Source organism: Microbacterium hydrocarbonoxydans (genome assembly GCF_900105205.1).
GTDB classification, from domain to species: domain Bacteria; phylum Actinomycetota; class Actinomycetes; order Actinomycetales; family Microbacteriaceae; genus Microbacterium; species Microbacterium hydrocarbonoxydans.
The window spans coordinates 978,274-1,000,071 of the sequence record NZ_FNSQ01000005.1 but is presented as its reverse complement, the minus strand read 5'-3'; the positions used below and the strand labels follow the sequence as shown (position 1 = coordinate 1,000,071).

The 21,798-nt window shown below is 66.8% G+C and carries 24 protein-coding genes; 2 read left to right on the top strand and 22 right to left on the bottom strand.

What is annotated here, in order from left to right:
• Window position 1: 1 nt before the first annotated feature.
• The 18 genes from rplW to BLW44_RS04980 form a co-directional block, all read right to left on the bottom strand.
• Window positions 2-325, bottom strand: coding sequence for a 50S ribosomal protein L23 (rplW, locus tag BLW44_RS05060; RefSeq protein WP_017829206.1), 324 nt, complete (start codon window positions 323-325; stop codon window positions 2-4).
• The gene (gene rplD / locus BLW44_RS05055; protein ID WP_021201122.1) at window positions 322-984 is read right to left on the bottom strand and encodes a 50S ribosomal protein L4; all 663 of its coding nucleotides are present in this window, start codon (window positions 982-984) and stop codon (window positions 322-324) included. Before rplD ends, rplW begins: the two co-directional genes overlap by 4 nt.
• A gap of 2 nt (window positions 985-986) precedes the next feature.
• Window positions 987-1,646 (bottom strand): 50S ribosomal protein L3, encoded by a 660-nt coding sequence (gene rplC / locus BLW44_RS05050; protein WP_053097486.1) that lies wholly within the window; start codon window positions 1,644-1,646, stop codon window positions 987-989.
• Window positions 1,647-1,654: 8 nt separating this feature from the next.
• A complete protein-coding gene (gene rpsJ, locus BLW44_RS05045) occupies window positions 1,655-1,963 on the bottom strand; it encodes a 30S ribosomal protein S10 (RefSeq protein ID WP_017201594.1) in 309 nt (102 codons plus the stop codon).
• An 885-nt stretch (window positions 1,964-2,848) separates the two neighbouring features.
• Entirely contained in the window at window positions 2,849-3,061 is a 213-nt protein-coding gene (locus tag BLW44_RS05040; protein ID WP_060927234.1) for a hypothetical protein, read from the bottom strand.
• A 175-nt stretch (window positions 3,062-3,236) separates the two neighbouring features.
• Window positions 3,237-4,427 carry an elongation factor Tu gene (gene tuf, locus BLW44_RS05035; RefSeq protein WP_053097508.1) on the bottom strand — a complete coding sequence of 397 codons (1,191 nt, stop codon included), beginning with the start codon at window positions 4,425-4,427 and terminating at the stop codon, window positions 3,237-3,239.
• 147 nt (window positions 4,428-4,574) lie between these two features.
• Complete coding sequence (gene fusA / locus BLW44_RS05030; RefSeq protein ID WP_060927235.1) at window positions 4,575-6,692, bottom strand: elongation factor G; 2,118 nt, start codon at window positions 6,690-6,692, stop codon at window positions 4,575-4,577.
• Window positions 6,693-6,776: 84 nt separating this feature from the next.
• Window positions 6,777-7,247, bottom strand: coding sequence for a 30S ribosomal protein S7 (gene rpsG / locus BLW44_RS05025; protein WP_050722490.1), 471 nt, complete (start codon window positions 7,245-7,247; stop codon window positions 6,777-6,779).
• Window positions 7,248-7,252: 5 nt separating this feature from the next.
• Window positions 7,253-7,621 (bottom strand): 30S ribosomal protein S12, encoded by a 369-nt coding sequence (gene rpsL, locus BLW44_RS05020; protein ID WP_013584051.1) that lies wholly within the window; start codon window positions 7,619-7,621, stop codon window positions 7,253-7,255.
• Window positions 7,622-7,927: 306 nt separating this feature from the next.
• On the bottom strand, window positions 7,928-8,575 hold the full coding sequence (locus tag BLW44_RS05015) for a hypothetical protein (RefSeq protein WP_060927236.1): 648 nt from the start codon (window positions 8,573-8,575) through the stop codon (window positions 7,928-7,930).
• A gap of 60 nt (window positions 8,576-8,635) precedes the next feature.
• Window positions 8,636-9,127: a hypothetical protein gene (locus tag BLW44_RS05010; protein WP_074731616.1), complete on the bottom strand. Its 492-nt coding sequence runs from the start codon at window positions 9,125-9,127 to the stop codon at window positions 8,636-8,638.
• An 8-nt stretch (window positions 9,128-9,135) separates the two neighbouring features.
• Window positions 9,136-10,149 (bottom strand): hypothetical protein, encoded by a 1,014-nt coding sequence (locus BLW44_RS05005; protein WP_060927237.1) that lies wholly within the window; start codon window positions 10,147-10,149, stop codon window positions 9,136-9,138.
• Window positions 10,150-10,279: 130 nt separating this feature from the next.
• The gene (locus tag BLW44_RS17970) at window positions 10,280-10,432 is read right to left on the bottom strand and encodes a hypothetical protein (RefSeq protein WP_167347474.1); all 153 of its coding nucleotides are present in this window, start codon (window positions 10,430-10,432) and stop codon (window positions 10,280-10,282) included.
• Window positions 10,433-10,494: 62 nt separating this feature from the next.
• Window positions 10,495-11,151, bottom strand: a complete 657-nt coding sequence (locus BLW44_RS05000; protein ID WP_060927238.1) for an HAAS signaling domain-containing protein — start codon at window positions 11,149-11,151, stop codon at window positions 10,495-10,497.
• Entirely contained in the window at window positions 11,148-11,480 is a 333-nt protein-coding gene (locus tag BLW44_RS04995) for a PadR family transcriptional regulator (RefSeq protein WP_060927239.1), read from the bottom strand. The genes BLW44_RS05000 and BLW44_RS04995 overlap by 4 nt, the downstream gene beginning before the upstream one ends.
• Before the next feature lie 78 nt (window positions 11,481-11,558).
• Window positions 11,559-12,482 carry a sugar ABC transporter permease gene (locus BLW44_RS04990; protein ID WP_060927240.1) on the bottom strand — a complete coding sequence of 308 codons (924 nt, stop codon included), beginning with the start codon at window positions 12,480-12,482 and terminating at the stop codon, window positions 11,559-11,561.
• Between the two features lies 1 nt (window position 12,483).
• Window positions 12,484-14,088 carry an ABC transporter permease subunit gene (locus BLW44_RS04985; RefSeq protein WP_060927241.1) on the bottom strand — a complete coding sequence of 535 codons (1,605 nt, stop codon included), beginning with the start codon at window positions 14,086-14,088 and terminating at the stop codon, window positions 12,484-12,486.
• Window positions 14,089-14,155: 67 nt separating this feature from the next.
• Complete coding sequence (locus tag BLW44_RS04980) at window positions 14,156-15,364, bottom strand: sugar ABC transporter substrate-binding protein (protein WP_060927242.1); 1,209 nt, start codon at window positions 15,362-15,364, stop codon at window positions 14,156-14,158.
• Between the two features lie 188 nt (window positions 15,365-15,552).
• Here BLW44_RS04980 and BLW44_RS04975 point away from each other — a divergent pair, with 188 nt between their 5' ends.
• Together BLW44_RS04975 and BLW44_RS04970 are read left to right on the top strand one after the other, a co-directional pair.
• A complete protein-coding gene (locus tag BLW44_RS04975) occupies window positions 15,553-16,041 on the top strand; it encodes a YajQ family cyclic di-GMP-binding protein (protein ID WP_060927243.1) in 489 nt (162 codons plus the stop codon).
• Window positions 16,042-16,472: 431 nt separating this feature from the next.
• Window positions 16,473-17,108 carry a GntR family transcriptional regulator gene (locus BLW44_RS04970; protein WP_060927244.1) on the top strand — a complete coding sequence of 212 codons (636 nt, stop codon included), beginning with the start codon at window positions 16,473-16,475 and terminating at the stop codon, window positions 17,106-17,108.
• On the opposite strand, the gene BLW44_RS04965 is transcribed toward BLW44_RS04970, so the two are convergent.
• The 4 genes from BLW44_RS04965 to BLW44_RS04950 all read right to left on the bottom strand — a co-directional run bounded on the left by BLW44_RS04965 (window position 17,099) and on the right by BLW44_RS04950 (window position 21,768).
• Complete coding sequence (locus tag BLW44_RS04965) at window positions 17,099-18,118, bottom strand: alpha/beta hydrolase (RefSeq protein WP_060927245.1); 1,020 nt, start codon at window positions 18,116-18,118, stop codon at window positions 17,099-17,101. The genes BLW44_RS04970 and BLW44_RS04965 overlap by 10 nt on opposite strands.
• Window positions 18,119-18,146: 28 nt before the next feature.
• Window positions 18,147-19,190: a hypothetical protein gene (locus BLW44_RS04960; RefSeq protein WP_060927246.1), complete on the bottom strand. Its 1,044-nt coding sequence runs from the start codon at window positions 19,188-19,190 to the stop codon at window positions 18,147-18,149.
• Window positions 19,191-19,254: 64 nt separating this feature from the next.
• Complete coding sequence (locus BLW44_RS04955) at window positions 19,255-20,649, bottom strand: FAD-dependent oxidoreductase (RefSeq protein WP_060927247.1); 1,395 nt, start codon at window positions 20,647-20,649, stop codon at window positions 19,255-19,257.
• Between the two features lie 57 nt (window positions 20,650-20,706).
• Window positions 20,707-21,768, bottom strand: a complete 1,062-nt coding sequence (locus tag BLW44_RS04950) for a polyprenyl synthetase family protein (RefSeq protein WP_060927248.1) — start codon at window positions 21,766-21,768, stop codon at window positions 20,707-20,709.
• Window positions 21,769-21,798: the final 30 nt, after the last annotated feature.

Below are 21,798 nucleotides of genomic sequence, written 5' to 3'. Positions count from 1 at the left end.
ATCAGCCGATTGCCGTGAAGATGTCGATGGTGCCCGACTTCAGGGTCACGATGGCGCGCTTGGTGTCCTTGCGCTTGCCGGTGCCGAAGCGGGTGCGACGAGCCTTGCCGACGCGGTTCAGGGTGTTGACCCCCGCGACCTTGACGCCGAAGATCTTCTCGATGGCGAGCTTGATCTCGGTCTTCGAAGCGCGCGGGTCCACGAGGAAGGTGTACTTACCCTCGTCGATGAGACCGTAGCTCTTCTCGGACACGACGGGCTTCAGGATGATGTCGCGCGGGTCCTTGTTCAGGGCCGTCTGGAGAACAGATGCCTGCTCGCTCATGCGGAGACCTCCTGGTTGGCGCCGGACTTGGAGGCGATGAAGCCCTCGAGCGCGGCCTGGGTGAAGACGATGTCGTCGGAGACGAGCACGTCGTAGGCGTTGAGCTGGTCGAACGTCAGCACGTGCAGGTTCGACAGGTTGCGGATGCTCTTCAGCGTCACGTCGTCGTTGCGCTCGATCACGACGAGCACGTTCTTCGACGAGACGACGTTGGTGAGGAAGTTCACCGCGGTCTTGGTCGAAGGCGTGCCGTCGATCCCGAAGGACTCGATGGCGTGGATGCGGTCACCGCGGAAGCGGTCGCTGAGCGCGCCCAGCAGGGCGGCGGCGATCATCTTCTTGGGGGTGCGCTGCGAGTAGTCGCGCGGCTTCGGGCCGTGCACGATTCCACCACCGGTCATGTGCGGCGCGCGGATGGAACCCTGACGGGCGTTACCCGTGCCCTTCTGCTTGAAGGGCTTGCGGCCGGCACCGGAGACCTCGCCACGACGCTTGGTCGAGTGCGTGCCCTGGCGAGCCGCCGCGAGCTGCGCGACGACGACCTGGTGGATGAGCGGGATGTTCGTCTTGGCGTCGAACAGCGCGGCGGGAAGCTCGATCGAGCCTGCCTTCTTGCCGTCTGCCTTGAGGACGTCAAGCGCGAGAGTGGAGTCAGCCATGATCAGGCACCCTTCACTGCGTTGCGGACGTAGACGATACGGCCACGAGCACCGGGGACGGCGCCCTTGACGAGCAGCAGACCCTTCTCGATGTCGACGGCGTGCACCGTGAGGTTGAGGACGGTCACGCGCTCGCCACCCATACGGCCGGCCATGCGCATTCCCTTGAAGACGCGGCTCGGGGTCGACGATGCGCCGATCGAGCCGGGCTTGCGGTGGTTGCGGTGCGAACCGTGCGAAGCCGAGACGCCCTTGAAGTTGTGACGCTTCATGACACCGGCGAAGCCCTTGCCCTTGCTCGTGCCGACGACGTCGACGAGCTGGCCGGCTTCGAAGGTGCCGTCGACCGTGAGCTCCTGGCCCAGCGAGTAGTCAGCGGCATCCGCGGTGCGGATCTCGGTGACGTGACGACGCGGCGTGACGCCGGCTGCCTCGAAGTGGGCGGTGAGCGGCTTGTTCACCTTGCGCGGGTCGATCTGGCCGTAGGCGATCTGCACGGCGTTGTAGCCGTCCTTCTCGGGGGTACGGATCTGCGTGACCACGTTCGAGGCGAGCTCGATGACGGTGACGGGAACGAGCTTGCCGTTCTCGTTCCACACCTGGGTCATGCCGAGCTTGGTGCCGAGCATGCCCTTGGAAATCTTGGAGTTGATGTCAACCATGTCCGACCTCAGAGCTTGATCTCGATGTTGACATCGGCAGGCAGGTCGAGACGCATCAGCGAGTCGACAGCCTTCGGCGTCGGGTCGACGATGTCGATCAGACGCTTGTGGGTGCGCATCTCGAAGTGCTCGCGGCTGTCCTTGTACTTGTGGGGCGACCGGATGACGCACACGACGTTCTTCTCGGTCGGAAGGGGCACGGGGCCGACGACGGTCGCGCCCGCACGGGTCACGGTGTCGACGATCTTGCGTGCGGACGTGTCGATGACCTCGTGGTCATACGACTTCAGGCGAATGCGGATCTTCTGTCCCGCCATTGTCTGCTCTCTCTCTTTAGGCGTCTTACCGTCCTGGGCCGGGTGACCCAGGGGCATTGGACGCACGTCGGCGCTGTTCGCGCCTCGGCACTCGAACGGCTCTCGCGAGTCGATCTGCTGCACCACTGTTCTGCTGTCATCCCGCACGCCCTGAGACGGGCGGGTGCCGACCTCCGCCGCGCACGGCGGAGCCCTCGTGATGAAGATGTCGGGATCGTTCTGCCACCCGCGGCCTAGGTCCCTGCGCGTCTGCGCCGCCTATGCACTGCCGTGATGGTGATCCGGCCTCGCTGAGCGCGCCGGAATGTCGAACCTGTCTATTCTGCCACGGCCGATTTCACTTGTGCAAACCCGGGCGTGTCGCGGGGGCTGAGCATCCCCTGTGCGTCCATCGTCACGGGTGCGCTGCGCGGTCGAAGACGGCTTCGATGCCGACGACCATGCGAGTCAGGACGCGGGTCAGGATGCAGGTGAGAGCGGGGCGAGGCATCCCCATGCCTCGCCCCGCTTGGGGAGGGCGTTCAGTGCGAGGGGGCACACCGAACGCGAGGAATCCGGCGTGAAGGGACGCCGGGATCCTCGACCGAGGGCGCGGCGGAGCAACCGCCGCGCAGGCGGGAAGACGTCAGAGCGCACAGAGTGCGCGCGTCGCACGATGATCCCCAAAATCGTATTCCCCAGTTTGACGCGGTTGACCGCGTGAATTCGGGAAGTCGAACCCCTTCGACTGTCCCTGATCGCAAGTTCCCCAGGCGATCGAATCCCATTGTACGCGAACAGCCCTGTGAAACGCGATACCGGGACGGCGAATACTTGGTCCCGGACGCAGAAGAGCGGCGGCTCCCCTTTCGGAGAAGCCGCCGCTCTGGGTGCCGGACCCGACTGCTACTCGTTGCCGACGGCCTTGTCGGCGCCGTCGCGGATCTCGTCGATCTTGTCCGCTGCGCCGGGGGCGATCTTCTTCGCGAAGTCCGCGACGCCGTCGAGCACCTTGTCGCTGATGTCCTCGGCCTGCTCGCTCTTCACGGCCTCGGCGATCTTGTCCTTGTTCTGCTCGTAAAGGTCCTTGCCCTTGTTGACCGTGTCCTCGATACCCATGCGGGCCCCCTTGTATGCGATAGATGGCGCCGGAGGTCCGGCGCACGTTCATTCTGCACGGATCCGGGCGTCGGCGGAAGGGACGGGGAACACGACGTCGCACGGGCGTGTCGCGCCGGGCACGACAAAGGGGCCGGACCCGAAGGTCCGACCCCTGTGCCAGTGAAGCAGATGCTTACTTGATGATCTTCGTGACCGTACCGGCGCCGACGGTGCGTCCACCCTCACGGATGGCGAAGCCGAGGCCCTCCTCCATGGCGATCGGCTGGATCAGCTCGACCGTCACGTCGGTGGTGTCGCCGGGCATGACCATCTCGGTGCCCTCGGGCAGCGTGATGACGCCGGTGACGTCGGTGGTGCGGAAGTAGAACTGCGGGCGGTAGTTCGTGTAGAACGGGTTGTGACGCCCACCCTCATCCTTGGACAGGATGTACGCGGTGCCAGCGAAGTCGGTGTGCGGCGTGACCGAACCCGGCTTGACGATGACCTGACCGCGCTCGACGTCCTCGCGCTTCGTACCACGGAGCAGGAGACCGCAGTTCTCGCCGGCCCATGCCTCGTCGAGCTGCTTGTGGAACATCTCGATACCCGTGACCGTGGTCTTGACGGTCGGACGGAGTCCGACGATCTCGACCTCGGAGTTGATGGCCAGCGTGCCACGCTCGGCGCGGCCGGTGACGACGGTTCCACGACCGGTGATCGTGAAGACGTCCTCGACGGGCATCAGGAACGGCTTGTCCTTGTCGCGCACGGGGTCGGGAACGTTGTTGTCGACGGCCTCCATGAGGTCGAGGATGGATTGCGTCCACTTCTCGTCACCCTCGAGTGCCTTCAGAGCGGAGACGCGGACGACAGGAGCGTCCTCGGCGAAGCCCTGCGAAGCGAGCAGCTCGGAGACCTCGAGCTCGACGAGCTCCAGGATCTCCTCGTCGTCGACCATGTCGGCCTTGTTCAGCGCGACCAGCAGGTACGGAACGCCGACCTGCTTGGCGAGCAGCACGTGCTCACGCGTCTGAGCCATCGGGCCGTCGGTGGCGGCGACCACGAGGATCGCGCCGTCCATCTGCGCAGCACCGGTGATCATGTTCTTGACGTAGTCGGCGTGGCCGGGTGCGTCGACGTGCGCGTAGTGGCGCTTCGGGGTCTCGTACTCGATGTGCGAGATGTTGATGGTGATTCCACGCTGGCGCTCTTCCGGCGCCGAGTCGATGGAAGCGAAGTCGCGCTGCACGTTCGTGTCGGAGGGGTACTTGTCAGCAAGCACCTTCGAGATCGCTGCGGAGAGCGTGGTCTTGCCGTGGTCGACGTGACCGATCGTTCCGATGTTGACGTGCGGCTTGGTCCGCTCGAACTTGGCCTTAGCCACTTGGTCCTCCTCAGGACGTCGTGTAGAGGTCACCGGGCACTGGATTGCGACCGGATCTCTACGGGTTAGGTTCTCAGTTTAGTAGAGAGGGAATGTGAAGTTGTAGGGGACCTGGGAGCCGGGCCGGAACCCGGCCCCCAGGAAGTGTTACTCGGCGCCCTGGTGCTTCTGGACGATCTCGTCGGCCACGGCGCGGGGCACCTCAGCGTAGCTGTTGAACTCCATCGAGTAGACCGCGCGACCCGAGGTCTTCGAGCGCAGGTCGCCGATGTAGCCGAACATCTCGGACAGCGGGACGTGTGCACGGACGACCTTGACGCCTGCGGCGTCCTCCATCGACTGGATCTGGCCACGACGCGAGTTCAGGTCGCCGATGACGTCGCCCATGTACTCCTCGGGAGTACGCACCTCGACCGCCATGAGCGGCTCGAGCAGCGCGGGGTTCGCCCGACGAAGGGCTTCCTTCATACCCATCGATCCTGCGATCTTGAACGCCATCTCCGAGGAGTCGACGTCGTGGGCCGCACCATCGACGATCGTGGCCTTGACGCCGACGATCGGGTAGCCGGCGAGCACGCCGACGTTCATCGCGTCCTGGAAGCCGGCATCGATCGAGCCGATGTACTCGCGCGGGATGCGACCACCGGTGACCGCGTTGACGAACTCGTACGTCTTCTCGTCGTCGAGGTCGAGCGGCTCGATGTTGAACTGGATCTTCGCGAACTGACCCGATCCACCCGTCTGCTTCTTGTGCGTGTAGTCGTACTTCTCGACGCCCTTGCGGATCGTCTCGCGGTACGCGACCTGCGGCTTGCCGACGTTGGCCTCGACGTTGAACTCGCGCTTCATGCGGTCCACGAGGATGTCGAGGTGCAGCTCGCCCATGCCCTTGATGGTCGTCTGACCGGTCTCGGGGTTGAGCTCCGTGCGGAAGGTCGGGTCCTCCTCAGCGAGCTTCTGGATGGCGACACCCAGCTTCTCCTGGTCGGCCTTGGTCTTCGGCTCGATCGCCACCTCGATGACGGGCTCAGGGAACGTCATCGACTCGAGGACGACCGGCGAGGCCGGGTCGGTCAGGGTGTCACCGGTGGTGGTGTCCTTCAGACCGATGACCGCGTAGATGTTGCCGGCGGTGACCGAGGGGACGGGGATCTCCTTGTTGGCGTGCATCTGGAAGATCTTCCCGATGCGCTCCTTCTTGCCCTTGGTCGAGTTGATGACCTGGGCGCCGGAGTCGAGCTGACCCGAGTAGACGCGCACGTAGGTGAGGCGACCGAAGAACGGGTGCACGGCGACCTTGAACGCGAGAGCTGCGAACGGGTCCTTCGCGTCGGGGTGACGCTCGATGATCGTGTCGTAGTCCTTGGGGTCGTGCGCCTGGATCGAGCCCACGTCGAGCGGGTTCGGCAGGTAGTCGACGACCGCGTCGAGCATCGGCTGCACACCGCGGTTCTTGAACGCGGAACCGCAGAGCACCGGGTAGATCTCGGAAGCGACGGTGAGCTTGCGGATCGCGCCCTTGATCTCGGCGACGGTCAGCTCTTCGCCGCCGAAGAACTTCTCGAGCAGAGCGTCGTCGGTCTCGGCGACGGTCTCGAGGAGCTGCTGACGGTACTCGTCTGCCTTCTCCTTGAGGTCGGCCGGGATCTCCTGGATCTCGTAGGAGGCGCCCATGGTGACGTCACCCTTGGAGTCACCCGCCCAGACGAGCGCGCGCATCTCGACGAGGTCGATGACGCCGATGAAGTCGTTCTCCGCGCCGATGGGCAGCTGGATGACCAGCGGCTTGGCGCCGAGGCGGTTGATGATGGTGTCGACGGTGAAGTAGAAGTCCGCGCCGAGCTTGTCCATCTTGTTGACGAAGCAGATGCGAGGGACGTTGTACTTGTCGGCCTGACGCCACACGGTCTCGGACTGGGGCTCGACGCCCTCCTTGCCGTCGAAGACGGCGACGGCACCGTCGAGGACGCGGAGCGAGCGCTCCACCTCGACCGTGAAGTCCACGTGACCGGGGGTGTCGATGATGTTGATCTGGTTCTTGTTCCAGTAGCAGGTCACGGCGGCAGACGTGATCGTGATGCCGCGCTCCTTCTCCTGCTCCATCCAGTCGGTGGTCGATGCACCGTCGTGGGTCTCGCCGAGCTTGTGGTTGACGCCCGTGTAGAACAGGATGCGCTCGGTCGTGGTGGTCTTGCCAGCATCGATGTGAGCCATGATGCCGATGTTCCGAACCTTGTTCAGGTCGGTGAGCACGTCTTGTGCCACAGGAGTGTCCTTATCTTTTGTGCAGTCGTACTGCGAAGAGGGGGTGCCCGCCCCCGATGTGTGATCGGGGGCGGGCGAAACTGTTTACCAGCGGTAGTGAGCGAACGCGCGGTTCGACTCGGCCATCTTGTGCGTGTCCTCGCGGCGCTTGACCGCTGCACCGAGACCGTTCGACGCGTCGAGGATCTCATTCTGGAGACGCTCGGTCATCGTCTTCTCACGACGACCCTTGGCGTAGCTGACGAGCCAGCGCAGCGCGAGGGTGTTCGCACGGTGCGGCTTGACCTCGACCGGCACCTGGTAGGTCGAGCCACCGACGCGGCGGCTCTTGACCTCGAGAGTGGGGCGCACGTTGTCGAGCGCCTTCTTGAGAGTGGCGACGGCGTCCTGGCCGTTCTTCGCCTCGACGCCACGGAGGGCGTTGTAGACGATCGACTCGGCGAGCGACTTCTTACCGTCGACCAGGATCTTGTTGACCAGCTGGCTGACGATCGGAGCGCCGTATACCGGGTCGTTGACGACGGGACGCTTGGGGGCGGGACCCTTACGAGGCATTGGACTCAGCCCTTCTTCGCGCCGTAGCGGCTGCGAGCCTGCTTACGGTTCTTGACGGCCTGGGTGTCCAGGGCGCCACGGACGATCTTGTAACGGACACCGGGGAGGTCCTTGACACGGCCTCCACGCACGAGCACGAGCGAGTGCTCCTGCAGGTTGTGACCCTCACCGGGGATGTACGCGGTGACCTCGGTCCCGTTGCGGAGCTTCACACGAGCGACCTTGCGCATCGCCGAGTTCGGCTTCTTCGGGGTGGTGGTGTAGACGCGGGTGCAGACCCCGGCCTGCTGCGGGTTCGACTTGAGTGCGGGCGCCTTGGTCTTCGAGACCTTGGGCGAGCGACCCTTGCGAACCAACTGCTGAATGGTTGGCACGTTCTCTCCTCATAATGCTGCACGGTGACAGCGTGATGGGTTTCACATCATGACCCACCGGCACGCCGGAATCGACGAGCTTTTGTGGTGGTGGGTATGCCGTGGGGGCGGACCGGCATGGTGCCGACGCCCAGCGCGCACGTCGAGACGTGCACACACCTGATCAAGTGTAATGCCGCGTAACGTGGCGGTCAAATGAGCGTGGGACCGACGGCCCCGTTCTCGATGGGAAGCACGACCAGGCTGAGCAGGAAGCGCGCGGCGAGTGCGCCGCGCGGAGGCGGATCCCCCCAGCGGATCCGCAGGCTAGGAGACGTCAGGGTCGAAGGGCGAGTCGAGCGAGTCGGTCAGCTCGGCCAGCAGCGCCTCGATCTGCGGCTCCACGTGCTGCGAGATCGCCGCCTGGATGTGGATGCGGTGCCGAAGCAGGATGCTGCAGATCTCCCGCCCGACCATGTTGGCGTACTCGTCGGCGAGCGCGACCTCCTGGCGGAGCGCCACCTTCGCCTCGTCGCTCAGCGGGGGTAGCGGCGGCAGGTCGGCGACCGCGTCGTCTGCCATGCCCGCGATGGTGAACAGGAAGGGTGCGCCGGGCACCGGCTCCGGATCGAGCGGCAGGCCGTCGAACTCGGGGTCGAGTCCGTCACCGGGCCGATAGCTGCGGGCACGGTTGCGGGCGGCCTGCTGGTCGAGCTCCCGCTGGAGCATCGGCAGATTCCGCGCCGTGTACTCGGCGACCGCGTGGTCGACGATCGTCTTGATCCGCGTCGAGAGACCGTGCTGCACCCCGTGCGGCGTGTTCGAGCCGATCCCCGCCGCCGACAGGATGGGCGACCCGAGGCAGCGGCGACATGGCGCGACCCGACCTCGGTGGGTGGCCGGCTCCCAGCGCGGCACCCAGCGCAACCAGGCCTCCACGGCCTGGCCCACCTGCGTCTCCAACGAGCGCTCCACCCTTAGAGCGTACGGTGCCGGTGCGCCCCACGCCTCGATTTCCGCGCTCGCGGCGGGGCGCTATTCGTCGTCGTCCCGCTCCCAGGGCCACTGCGGATGCTCGGCCCTCGTCCGCCGCAGGGCGATGCCGCCCCACGCGGCGATCGCAGCAGCGCCGAGCATCACCGCGCTCGGGCCTCCGACCACCAGTCCCCCGGCGACCGCCGTGGCGACGATGAGGTCGCCGCTGGCGACCGCCACGCCGATCCAGAGGGCCGCCAGGTGACCCAGCGCGGTCGCCAGGGCGATACCGGGGACCGAGAGGAAGGTCGCGGGCGATCGCCGCAGCGCGACTCCCAGCCCGAGTGCGAAGACCAGCACGGCCGCCAGCATCCCGACGGCTCCGGGAACGGGTCCGAGGCCCGGCACCGAGATGATGTCGCGGTCCGTCGCCACACTCACCGCGCCGAGGCCGAACACGGCCAGCGCGAAGAAGCCGATCGTGGCGAGCACCACCGCGAGGACGGCAGAAACCCCCGCGGACTCGGGCCCGCGGGGGTTCTGGGAGGACATGGCCGTGACTACCTCGAGAGAGTGGGGCCCGCTTCGAGCGTGCGCTCGTACTCGCGCTGCGCCTCGGCGTTGAGCTCGGTCTTGCGTGCTCCGCTGCGAGCCACCCAGGCACCGAACCAGATCGTGAGCTCGCGCCCGAACACGAAAGCGGCGATGGCGAGGGGGTGGAACAGCTGGGATCCGACGAGCTCGTTGCCCTCGCTGGCCGTGAGGAGCCAGAACGGAGCCTCGAACAGAGCGCCGAGGATGTGCCCGCCGTAGGCGATCAGACCGACGATGATGCCGAAGACCACCCAGAGGCCCCAACGACCACGGTTGATGAAGGCACCGAGCAGCCAGAAGCCCAGGAAGAACACGACGACGGGCACCCAGAAGCCCCATGTGGTCAGCGGCGCGAGTGCGGCCTCGCCGATGTTCGTGCCGTCGACGTCACCGGCGATCGCGCCGAGACCGAGCGTCGCTCCGAGGTAGAGGATCGCGAACACGAGCGTGGCGAGCAGGCCGATGCCGCCTGCCGTGCCCCGGTTGCCCCGCTCACGGGGCGGCTCGGGGGCCTGGACGAAGATCGGCTGCTGCTGGACCGGGGCGACGATCGGCTCGGACGCCGCGGGCTCCGAGGGCACGATGCGCGTCTCGGTGTCGTCGGCCGATGAGTAGGCCGCCCCTGCCATGGCGGACTGCTCGTGTGCGGCCGGAGGCGTGTAGACCGCGGTCGCATCGGCATCCGAGTTCCACGACGACGCCCTGGTGTCGGTGTCGTCGTCGAGGTACTTGGGGTCGTTGAGCTCCGGCGTCGCGAAGGTGCCAGGGTGCTCGTTCTCGGCGGCCTCGAAGGCGGCGAGATCGGGGTCGACAGCCGGCTCGGTCGTGGTCGGACGATCGGCGTCTGCGGCTGCCGGTGCGGCTGCGCCGGGGACGCCGGCACCCGCGGCGGCGGCGGCGTCGAGTCCAGCGTTCGCGCTGTCGACGACGTCGTTGACGTCCTTCGGCCGCTCGGGCTGTGGAACCTCGGGGTCACTCATGGGGTGCGCCTCTCATCGGAAGTGTGCTCTGCGAGGTTACCGCCGCCTCGCCACCCCCGAAGGGAGGCGTGCCGACGTGTCGCCGAGCCCATGCCCCCGCCTGTTCAGGGGTGTCACCGGGCGCCCGGCGTCACGGGAGGGCGGAGCGCAGAGCATCTCCCACGAAGGACGCCATCACCGGGACGATCGGCATCGACAACCAGACCAGTGCGAGCACGACGCCCGCGCACAGGACCCCGGCGATCCAGGCGATCGCCACGTTGCGCCCTGCGACCCGTGCCATGCTCCCAGGCTAGAGCCGGTGGACATCCGCGCCGAGGCGCAACGCCGACGACAACGCCGGAGTCAGCGCGCTGCGCGACCGCGCAGACGCCAGAGCAGCCAGAGACCGGACAGCGGGATGAGGACGACGCCGAGGAGCATCACGCCGAACCAGACCAGGTCGTACCAGGCGGGGATGAGGGGGTTGATCGCCTCGAACTCGCCACCAGAGCCGGTGCCGCTCGAATCGGAACCGCCCGTGCTCGTCCACGACGAGAACCCCATCGCGGACACGAGGAGGCCGGACAGCGCGCACAGCACGAAGGGCACGACGATCGCGACGACCTTCTCCCCCGCCTTCCACAGGCTGCTCAGACTCACCAGCACCGCTCCGACGAACCACCCGACCAGCGGCAGCACGAATCCGCCGAAGCTGAGCGTCAGGGCCGCGGCGATCGCGAACCCGCGGGTCCTCGTCGTGGGGACGGGAGTCTGCGGCACACCCACGGCGGGGACCGGCGCGACGGCGTCCACCGACTGCGCGTGATGCGCCTCCCTCGCGATGTCCTCCGGATTCCCCAACCGCGCGATGCGCTCTGCCGTCGTCGCCTGGTCGAGTCCTTCGAGCTCCTCGGCGATCCCGCCCCGGATGTCGGCGGCGACGCCGTGCGGAAGGCCTCGCATCGCCTCGTCGAGACGCGCGAGGTAGTCGTCGCGCATGCTGTTCGCGGTCCGGGTCATGATCGTGCCTCTCCGACGATGCCCGTGACGACACGGGCGAACGGGGCCCACTGCGCGCGGAAGCGAGCGAGCTGCTCGATCCCCGCATCCGTGAGCCGGTAGTACCGGCGGACCGGGCCGCTCTCCGACGGCCGGTCGAAGGTTGTCACCCAGCCGTTGTCCCGCAGCCGACCGAGCAACGGATACAGCGTGCCGATGCTGGCGATGAGCCCCGCCTGCGTCAGCGCATCCGACAGTTGCCAGCCGTACATCGGCTCACGCCCGAGCAGGCCGAGCACGCAGTACTCGACGACGCCCTTGCGCATCTGCGCACCGATGTCGACTGTCATGCGTCACAAGCTAGCATGCGACGCATGCTACCGCGAGCCGCCGACCGATGCCGTGACGGCGTCTCGCGTCGCGCCTGCTCAGCCCTTCGTTGCGCCGGCGGTCAAGCCGCCCACGATGTAGCGCTGCAGGAACAGGAACAGGATCATCACCGGGATGGCCGCCATGACCGCGCCCGCCGAGAACGCAGACCAGTCCGCGTAGCGGGGGTTGGCGACGAGCTTCGTGAGGCCGACGACCAGGGTCTGCTGGTCGACGTCGACGAGCATGACACTCGCGATCACGTACTCGTTGACCGTCCCGATGAACGAGAGCAGCGCGACGACCGCGAGGATCGGCGCCACCAGCGGCAGGATCATCGTGAAGAAGATCCGGGCATGACCCGCGCCGTCGATGCGGGCAGCCTCGTCCAGCTCCATCGGCAGGGTGTTGAAGAAGCCGTACATCAGGTACGTGTTCACGCCGAGGGCTCCACCGAGGTAGACCAGGATGAGGCCCGTGTGCGTGTTCAGGCCGATGGCCGGGAACCAGTCCCCCAGGGTCGACATCAACAGGAAGATCGCGACCACGGCGAGCAGCTGCGGGAACATCTGGACGACCACGATCGTCACGAGGCCGATCCGACGTCCGGCGAAGCGCATGCGCGAGAAGGCATACGCGGCCAGCGCCCCGATGAACACGGTCACCGCGCCCGTCACGACGGCGATGATCAGGGTGTTCAGGAACCACTTCGCGTAGGGGTTCTGCGGATCGCTCAGGATCCGCACGTAGCTGTCGATGCCGAAGGCCGAGAAGAGCTGGTTCGAGCCGGTCAGCGTTCCCCTCGGGTTGAGGGAGGCCGAGAACACGTACAGCAGCGGGAAGAGCGCGAACGCGCTGACGATGATCGCGACGACGTGACGCCACCCGGTGTCGGCGAACCAGGCGCCGACACTTCGGCGACGAGGGGCGATGCGGCGTTCGGGCGTCGTCGTGGCTGCGGCCCTGATGTCCGTGGTGCTCATGTCAGTTCAGCTCCTCGAGGGCCTTGGTCTTGCGGAAGCTGACGATCGAGATCGTCGCGACCACGATGAAGATCAGGATCGTGAATGCGGAGGCGAGTCCGTAGTCGCGGGTCTGCCCCGTGAAGGCGACCTTGTAGACCATCGAGATCAGGATGTCGGTATGTCCTACCGGGATGCTCACGTCGTCGAAGCGGGGACCGCCCTTGGTGAGCATGTAGATCAGGTTGAAGTTGTTGAAGTTGAAGGCGAACGACGAGATCAACAGCGGCGCGACGGTCACGAGCAGCAGCGGCAGCTTGATGCGGCGGAAGACCTGCCAGGGATTGGCGCCGTCCATGACCGCGGCCTCGTTCACATCCTCGGGGATGCCCTGCAGTGCCCCCATGCAGACGAGGAACATGTACGGGAACCCGAGCCACAGGTTCACCAGCAGCACCGACACCTTCGCGAGGGTCGGATCGGTCAGCCACGGGATCTCGGCTCCGCCGAAGATCACCTGGTTGATGAATCCGAAGCTCTCGTTCATCATGCCGGCCCACACCAGGGCGGAGAGGAAGGCGGGGAACGCGTACGGGAGGATCAGGATGATCCGGTAGCCGTTGCGGAACCGCATCCGGGTGTTGTTGAACACCAGGGCGAGCAGGAGCCCGAGGAAGAACGTCGTGGCGACGGAGAGCAGGGCGAAGACGAACGTCCAGATCGTGACCGAGATGAGCGGCCCGCGGATCGACTCGTCGCTGACCGCGCGGACGAAGTTGTCGAACCCGACGGTCGTCTGCCAGCCCGGCAGGAGCTCCGTGCCGTCCTCGGCCGCGAATGCGCCCTCACCCGTGTCGGAGTACACCACGCCCGAGGTGGTGTCGGTGATGGTGTCGGCGTCCGCGTCGTACTCGAGGGTGGAGATGTAGAGGTAGCCCTTCTGGCCGTCCGGCGCTCTCAGGGCCCCGTCGTTGGGGTCCTCACTGAACTGCACCGACAGCTTCTCGAGCTGCTCGGAGAGGGTGAAGACCTTCGCGAGCGGCAGCGTGGTCCATCCGTCGACGGAGATCGCCTGGCCACTCGCGAACTCGGCGTCCACCTCCTGCAGCGGCTGCTCCGCCGTACCCAGCAGGGCCTCTCCGGACTCGGGATCCGTCACCAGGAGTCCGTAGGTGCCGAACTGCTCGACCACCGTCACCGGGTATGTCGCGGAGTCCTCGACGCGCTCCTGCGCGGAGGCGAGCAGCGAGGAGATCGCCTGATCCTTGGTGCCGTTGTGTCCGGTGCCGTAGTTCGTGAAGCCGATGTAGCCGGTGTACAGGAGCGTGAAGACCTGGAAGATGATCAGGAAGATGATCCCGGGGGTGAGGTACTTGGCGGGCACCCGCTTCCGCGAGAAGTAGATGTAGTTCACCAGCACGGTGACCGCGACCACGAGGCCGAGCACGAGCCATTCGTGCTGGCCGACGAGCACGAACACCGCGTACAGCGCGATGGCATCGACGACGGCGAGCAGCAGGATCTTCAGCAGCATCCAGCCGATCGGCCCCGACGCCGCCTCGGCAATCCTGGTGGCCTGGCGCTGGCGCCTGGTGAGTGGAGCCGTGGGCTCAGCGGTCTCTGTCATCTCGTCCCCGTCGTCGAGCTGCCGGGGCGGACGAGGTCCGCCCCGGCAGGGCTGGTGCGTGAGTGTGTTACTTGATCGCCGCGGTCACGTCGTCGACGAGCTTCTGCCACGTCGTCGCCGGGTCGGAGCCGTTGATGATGGCTGCCTCTGCGACACCCCAGAACTCCCAGACGGAGCCCATCGCGGGGATCGCCGGCATCGGCACCGCGTCCGCACCGACGGCCTGGAAGCCGGCGATGATGGGGTCGGATGCCGCGGAGTCGGCGGCCGCGGTGAGTGCGGGAAGAACGTTCCCGGCCTTGAACAGCTCGAGCTGGACGTCTTCCGTGCCGATGTAGTTGACCAGGAAGTCGTTCGCCGCGACCTTGTTCTTCGACTCGGAGCTGACGAAGAAGCCCTTCACGCCGGCGAACGGCGATGCCGTCTCACCGGTGGGGCTGGGCACGGGGTCGATGGCGACGTTGATGCCGGCGTCGGTCGCTGCACCCACGTTCCACGGACCGGTCAGCCAGAAGGCCGCCGTGCCGTCGAGGAACTGCTGCTTGGCGATCTCGCCGTCGATGTCGGTGTTCAGCGTGCCTGCCGCGCCCTGCGCAGCGAGCCAGTCGGCGAACGCCGTGCCACCCTCGCTGCCGAGCTGGAGGTCGGAGGAGTCGTAGCTGCCGCTGTCGTCAGTCCCGAAGACCGGTGCACCGAAGGCGGTCTGGAACGGGTAGAGGTGGTACGGGTTGCCCTCGGCACCCTGCTCGACCACGAACGTGCCCTGGGACACCATGTCGTCGAAGCTCGACGGGGCTTCGGGGACCATGTCGGCATTGCGCAGCACCGCGATGTTCTCGACCGCGTACGGGAGCATGTAGACGGTGCCGTCGTAGGTGGCCGCCTGGAGCGCGACCGGGAGGTAGTCCCCCGAGGAGTCGCCGAGCTCGAGCGGGGCGACGACGCCGTTGGTGGAGAGCTCGCCCAGCCAGTCGTGCGCGCCCATGACCACGTCGGGGCCCTTGCCGGTGGGGACCTGCTGGATGAAGTCGTCCTTCATGTCGTCGACGGACTTGCCGACGAGCTTGACCTTGACGCCGGTCTTGTCCTCGTAGGACTCGGCTGCGCTCTTCAGCGCATCGACGCGCTCGGCGTCGACCCAGACGGTCAGCGTGCCGCCGCCCTCGGCGTCGGACGAGTCGCCGCCCTCGGTCGCGGTCGAGCAGCCGGCCAGGGAAAGAGTCGAAACGATCGCGATCACGCCGGCGGCGACGATGCCCCTCTTGTTCACCTTCATTGGTGTGTGCCTCTCTGAGTACAGTGGGCCTGCAAGGACTGCAAGCGCTTACAGTATGCAACGAGAACGTTGAGGTTCGCAATGCAAACGCGCTTCGATATCAAGCTGTGACCGCGAGTTCTCGCGTGCAAGGACATGGAAACGCTTCCATGCGAGCGTGGAATCCTCCGTGTCGATACACTTTCGGTATGGCTGACAGCTCATTTGACATCGTCTCGAAAGTGGATCACCAGGAGGCGGAGAACGCTCTCAACCAGGCCCGCAAGGAGATCGAGCAGCGATACGACTTCAAGGGCACTGGAGCGTCGATCGCCTGGAGCGGCGAGCAGATCCTCATCATCGCCAGCACCGAGGAACGCGCGAAGGCCGTTCTCGACGTCTTCCAGACCAAGCTCATCAAGAGGGGCATCTCGCTGAAGAGCCTCGAGTCCGGCGAGCCGTTCGCCAGCGGCAAGGAGTTCCGCATCGTCTCCTCCCTCAAGGACGGGATCTCGTCCGAGAACGCCAAGAAGATCAACAAGCTCATCCGCGACGAGGGCCCGAGGGGCGTCAAGAGCCAGATCCAGGGCGACGAGCTCCGCGTGCAGTCCAAGAGCCGCGACGACCTCCAGTCCGTGATCGCACTGCTCAAGGGCGCCGACCTCGATCTCGATCTGCAGTTCATCAACTACCGCTGACGGCGTGCGACGAAGGGGGCGGATGCGCGGCATCCGCCCCCTTCGCTGTACTCAGCGGATCGCATTCCGATATATGGGTGTCAGTGCCCGAGACTGGATGCTGTCGCGTCCCGATGCGATAGACGATCCGGCGATCCATGGCACTGCCGAGCCTCTTCCCGCGCGCCCGCACGAGTGCGGCCTTCGCCATGTCGGCGTGGAGTGCGGTAGGGCTCACTCGGCGCGCCGCCGTCACCGGCCGACGAGTGTGACGACTCGAGAGCCGGAGAGTCATCCGTATCGAATCCCGCGATGACGCACCGCCGGGGGGTGTGCGGCACCCGCCGAAAGTGCATCTGTGGATTGTTGGCATCGCGATCTACTTCGTGATGTAGTGGCCGTCCGGGCACATCATGGGGGGCCCGGATCTGGAAAGCAACTGGGGGCAATCCATGAGCAACAACAGCTCATTGACGAGCATTCGAGAAAGCAAGCAGCTCTTAGCGGAGGAGGTCTTCCAGCACATCGGCGCACAGATCGTCGAAGGTGTGCTGGAGCCTGGACATCGCATCCGCGATGTCGACGTCGCGGAAGAGCTGCATGTGTCACGAACTCCGGTGCGAGAGGCGTTACAGCGCCTCGAGCGCCTCGGACTCGTGACGATGTACCCGAGCCGTTACACGGAGGTCACCGCGGTGACGCCGGAGATCGTCGAGCAGACGCTCGAGTTCGCCGGGTATCAGGCGGGAATGGCGGCCCGTATGGGCGTCGCAAGGATGACGCCGCACGAGCGACAGAGTCTCGCGTCGCTGATCGAGCAGATGTACACCAGGCTCGATGACGACGTGCACATCTCCAACACGCGGTGGGCGGTGTTCTCCTTCCTGAGCGAGCGCAGCCGCAACCTGCAGCATCAGGTGCTGATCAACGACGCGAGCATGGCGTTGTTCCGCAACCTGCGCGGGTGGAGCGTTCCCGAAGACGACCGGGAGCGGATGCTGCAGGTCTATCGGGACTTCCACGACGCGGTGCTGCGTGGCGACGCCGACGAGGCGGAGCGTTTCGCGCGCCTCATGCACTACGTCTGACGCTCGCGCACGGCGGACCACGCTCTGACCCACCGGTCGAGACGTCGATACGCTTCCTCTCTCGCCTCGTGGCGGGAGAGGAAGACGTCGTGCAGCGCACCATCGATTCGCTCGACGGTGACCGAGGGGCCGAGCTTCAGCGCGGCTCTGGCGATGTCGTCGACGACGAGAACCGAGTCGGCACGGGTCAGGTCCTCGGACCACCGCGTCGGAGTCGCCGAACGCGCCGAGAGCAGCACGCACACCGGTGCGTCGACCGAGAGCCCGGCGGCGACCTTGGCGTGACCGCTGAGGATCGCGTGGAACCACCCGGCGTGCACAGCCATGGTCTGAGCCGGGCGCCACAGCAGGTTCACCTCGACCGGGTCATCCGGATCGGAGACCTCCTGCTGGGCACGCGTGTAGAAGCCGAGATCGACCTGCGGCGCGACCTCCCGTGGCGCCCAGCGCGCCTGGAGCTCCGCCACCGGTGCGATCAGCGGCCGCGCCGACGCGACCTGGAACTCCAACCAGGGGCTGTTCAGCACCAGGGCATCCACCGCCCCCGGGTGTCTGGACGCCCACAGGCTGAGGGTGAGGCCGCCCGTGGAATGTCCGAGGAGTATCAGCCGTCGGTCGGATGCAGCACCCTCACCGCCGCGCCCCATGGCGTGCAGTGCTGCCGCGATGTCCTCGTCGTAGGTGGCGAGGTCGGTGATGTACCCGGGGGTCTGGCCGTCGCGGAGGCTGCGCCCGTACTTGCGGAGGTCGAGGGCGAAGAATCGCGCACCCCTCGATGTCCAGAACCTCGCGAGCCGCTTCTGGAAGAAGTAGTCCGACCAGCCGTGGATGTAGAGGACGTCGACATCCTCCAGCGCGCCACGCTCCCGCGTCAGGCGTTCCCACCAGCGCGACCGCGCAGGGAGCGCACGGACGAGGGTCGCGACGACCGGCCCCTCGTCGTCCTCCGCCAGCTCGAGCGTCAACTGCTCGAACTCGTCGCCGAGGACGTCCGGTATCCAGTCAGGCATGCCGCCAGGCTATCCGACGGCCTGCGGGCTACTCGGGAGCGGTGTGTCCGACCGTGAGGTTGCGCACCACCGTCTCCGCGAGCGGGAGCGGGTCGTCGGCCCCCGCGCCGTTGTCGTAGGTCATCAGCCGGATCCAGTCGGGGCCGACACGCAGGTCCAGTACCCTCTGACCGTGCTCGCCGGCGCTGACCTTGGCAGCATCCGCTCCTGGCACCTCCACCGGGTCCCCCTCGAGCTTCTCGAACGCCCAGGCTCCCGCGGGAAGTGTCGTGAGCATGAGATAGCTCCTCAGGGACTCGCTGTTCCCCTCAGTGGAGGTGTAGTAGCAGATGCGAGAGCCGTTGACGTAGTGGTAGATCTCTGCGGGTATCCCCCACCCCCCGAAGTCAGCGAAGAGCACCACGCCTTCGCCCACTGATTCGGCCACCTGCTCCACCGTGATGAAGCGATCGCACGCGAGACCGACGATGTCGCTGTCGACGTATTCGACCGCGTGCCCGGTCGCCGCAGCCCGTGCTGCCAGTCGTCGCAGCCCTTCCTCGATGCGGCCCGTGTCATCGGCCCCGAGCGCGGGATCGTCGACGAACGCCGAGAGCAGCACGTCCGAGTCGACGATCTCGAACCGACACATCCCCTCGCTGCAATCGGCGCTCTCGCCCCACCATCCTTGACGCTCCGCCGCACCGTCGATCACCGCCTGCGCGTCAGGGACGATCGTCACCTCCCAGTTCCGCGCATCATCACCCGCGGAGCAGGCGATGCCGCCCGCACGCTGGAACATGTGCTGCGCCGGCCCGGGGAGCCAGCTCATCGTCGAGATGATGGACATGACCGGCTGCACCGGAGTCGGCGGCTCGCCCACGAGCGCGGCCATCGCGTCCGCGACATCGTCACATGTCACATCGAACGCGGCGTCCGGGTCGGCGAGGGGTTCCGGTGTCGGCGTCGGCGTCGGCGTGGGTGACGCCGTCGCAGACGAGGTCGCCGTCGGCTTCGGAGTCGGCTCGGCTGTGCACCCGGAGACGAGCAGCAGAGCAGCCGTGCCGAGGACGAGCAGAGAGCGCAGTCGCATGCGCTCAGCCTAGAGTCGAGCCTTCACTCCGCCCCGCATCCGGACGACAACGATCGGGTGACGGTCACTCCGCCCGGGAGACCCGCACCATCTCGTCGCGGGGAACCACCTTGACGCGGGCCCGCTCCTGCGGGGCGCCCAGGGCCACCTCGTGCTCGTCGAGGCGATGCCAGCCCTCGAGATCGGTCCAGCGCACCCCGCGTTCGCGCAGCAACGCCGGGATCGCCTCCTCCGACGGGTCCTCCGGGTGCCACCACGACCCCTGGTCGTTGATGATGTGGCGTACGGTCTCCATCGCGTCGGACTTCGTGTGCCCGATGAGTCCTACGGGGCCGCGCTTGATCCAGCCGGTCGCGTAGATGCCGGTCATCTGCTGGTTGGAATCCTTGGCGAGCACCTGGCCCTCACGGTTCGGGATGACGCCGTGCTTCTTGTCGAAGGGCACTCCCGGAAGCGGCGAGCCGAAGTAGCCGATCGCGCGGTAGAGCGCCTGCAGCGGGACCTCGCGCATCTCACCGGTTCCCACGGCGCCGCCCTGGCCGTCGGGCTTGGTGCGCTCGTAGACGAGGGCCGCCACCCGGCCGGCCTCGTCCGTGCGGACCTCCACCGGGCGTGCCCAGAAGTGCAGGTGCAGGCGACGGGATGCCGTACCGCCGACGTTCTCGCCGTCGCCTCTGGCGTCATTGACGGACGGGCGCTTGCGCCACGACTGCAGGATACGGTCGATGACCATGACCTGCTTGTTGCTGGCGACGGCATCCTTCGATGCCTCGTCGTAGTCGAAGTCCTCGTCGTAGACGACCATGTCCACGTCGCGGAGCTCGCCGAGCTCGCGCAACTCGAGGGGCGTGAACTTCACCTGAGCAGGGCCGCGGCGGCCGAACACGTGGACGTCGGTGACCGCGCTGGCCTTGAGCCCCTCGTAGACGTTCTCGGGGACCTCGGTGACCAGCAGATCCTCGGCGTGCTTCGCCAGCATCCGAGCCACGTCGAGCGCGACGTTTCCGTTGCCGAGCACGCCGACGGATGCCGCATCCAGTGGCCACTCGCGTGGCACGTCGGGGTGACCGTCGAACCAGCTGACGTAGTCCGCCGCACCGTACGAGGCGACGGCGTCGATGCCGGGGATGTCGAGGGAGGTGTCGCGGATCGCTCCGGTGGCGAAGATCACCGCGTTGTAGTGCTTCTTGAGGTCGTCGAGGGTGATGTCCTCGCCGAAGCGCACGTTGCCGAAGAGGCGGATGTCGCCGCGGTCCAGCACGTCACGGAGCGCGTTGATGATGCCCTTGATGCGCGGGTGATCCGGCGCCACGCCATAGCGCACGAGGCCGTACGGTGCGGGGAGCTGCTCGAACAGGTCGATGGACACGTCGAACTTGCGCTCCGCCTTCAGCAGGATGTCGGCGGCGTAGATGCCGGCGGGGCCCGCTCCGACGATGGCCAGTCTGAGCTTGGTCATAAGGGGTCCTTTCGTATGCCGTCACGTCCGGCGGCGCGGCATGTCGGCCGCGGCACCTCAGCTGGAGCGTTCGACGAGGGTCTCTGCGAAGCGGGTGAGCGCCTCGCGCACGGTGCCGCGCGGAAGCGGGGCGAGCGCGTCGATCGCATCCTGGGTCCAGGAATGCGCGAGCGCGAGAGTCTTCTGGGTGCTGGCGTGGTCACGCAGCTCGGTGAGCGGCCCGTCGAGGATCGCCGGGTCCTCGCCGTCGGCGATGCGGGCGACGCCGTCATCGATGCGGACGGCGAGATCGGTCGACGCGTCGTCGCGCTGCGCCTTGAGCAGCAGATACGGCATTGTCGGTACGCCGGCACGCAGGTCGGTGCCAGGCACCTTGCCGGTGTCCTCGGGCTTCGCCGACAGGTCGATGACGTCGTCGAGCAGCTGGAAGGCCACGCCGATCTTCTCGCCGTAGACGCGCAGCGGCTCTTCGTACTCGGCCGGGGCATTGGAGAAGATGACGCCGCCCTGCGTCGCCGCGGCGATCAGCGAGCCGGTCTTGTCGGCGAGCACCTGGATGTAGAACTCGATGGGATCGTCGTCGGGCTGAGCGCCGATCGTCTCGTGCATCTGTCCGAGGACCAGACGCTCGAACGTGTCGGCCTGCAGGCGGATCGCCCGCTCGCCCAGACGGGACATCAGCTGGCTCGCCCGCGAGAACAGGATGTCTCCCGTGAGGATCGCGATGTTGTTGCCCCACACCGTCTGCGCCGCCGGGACGCCCCGTCGGCGGTCGGCGCCGTCCATGACGTCATCGTGGTACAGCGAGCCGAGGTGGGTGATCTCGAGCGCCTTCGCCACGTCGATGACCTGCTCGGTGTTGCCGTCGCCGAGCTGGGCGGCGAGCAGCGTCAGCACGGGCCGGATGCGCTTGCCTCCGGCCTCGTAGAGGTAGCGGCTCGCGGCATCCGCCAGCGGATCGGCGACGCGCACGTCGTCGGCGAGGCCCGTCTCGACACGCTCGAGTCCGTCTTCGATCGCCTGGGCGATACGCCGGCCGGCGGTGCCGATGAAGACACGGTCGCTGAAACCGAGACGGCTCGCCAGTCGCGAACCCGGGGCAACGCGGCTCGAAGTCACGATCTCAGCCTACCGTCGTCGGGGACACCG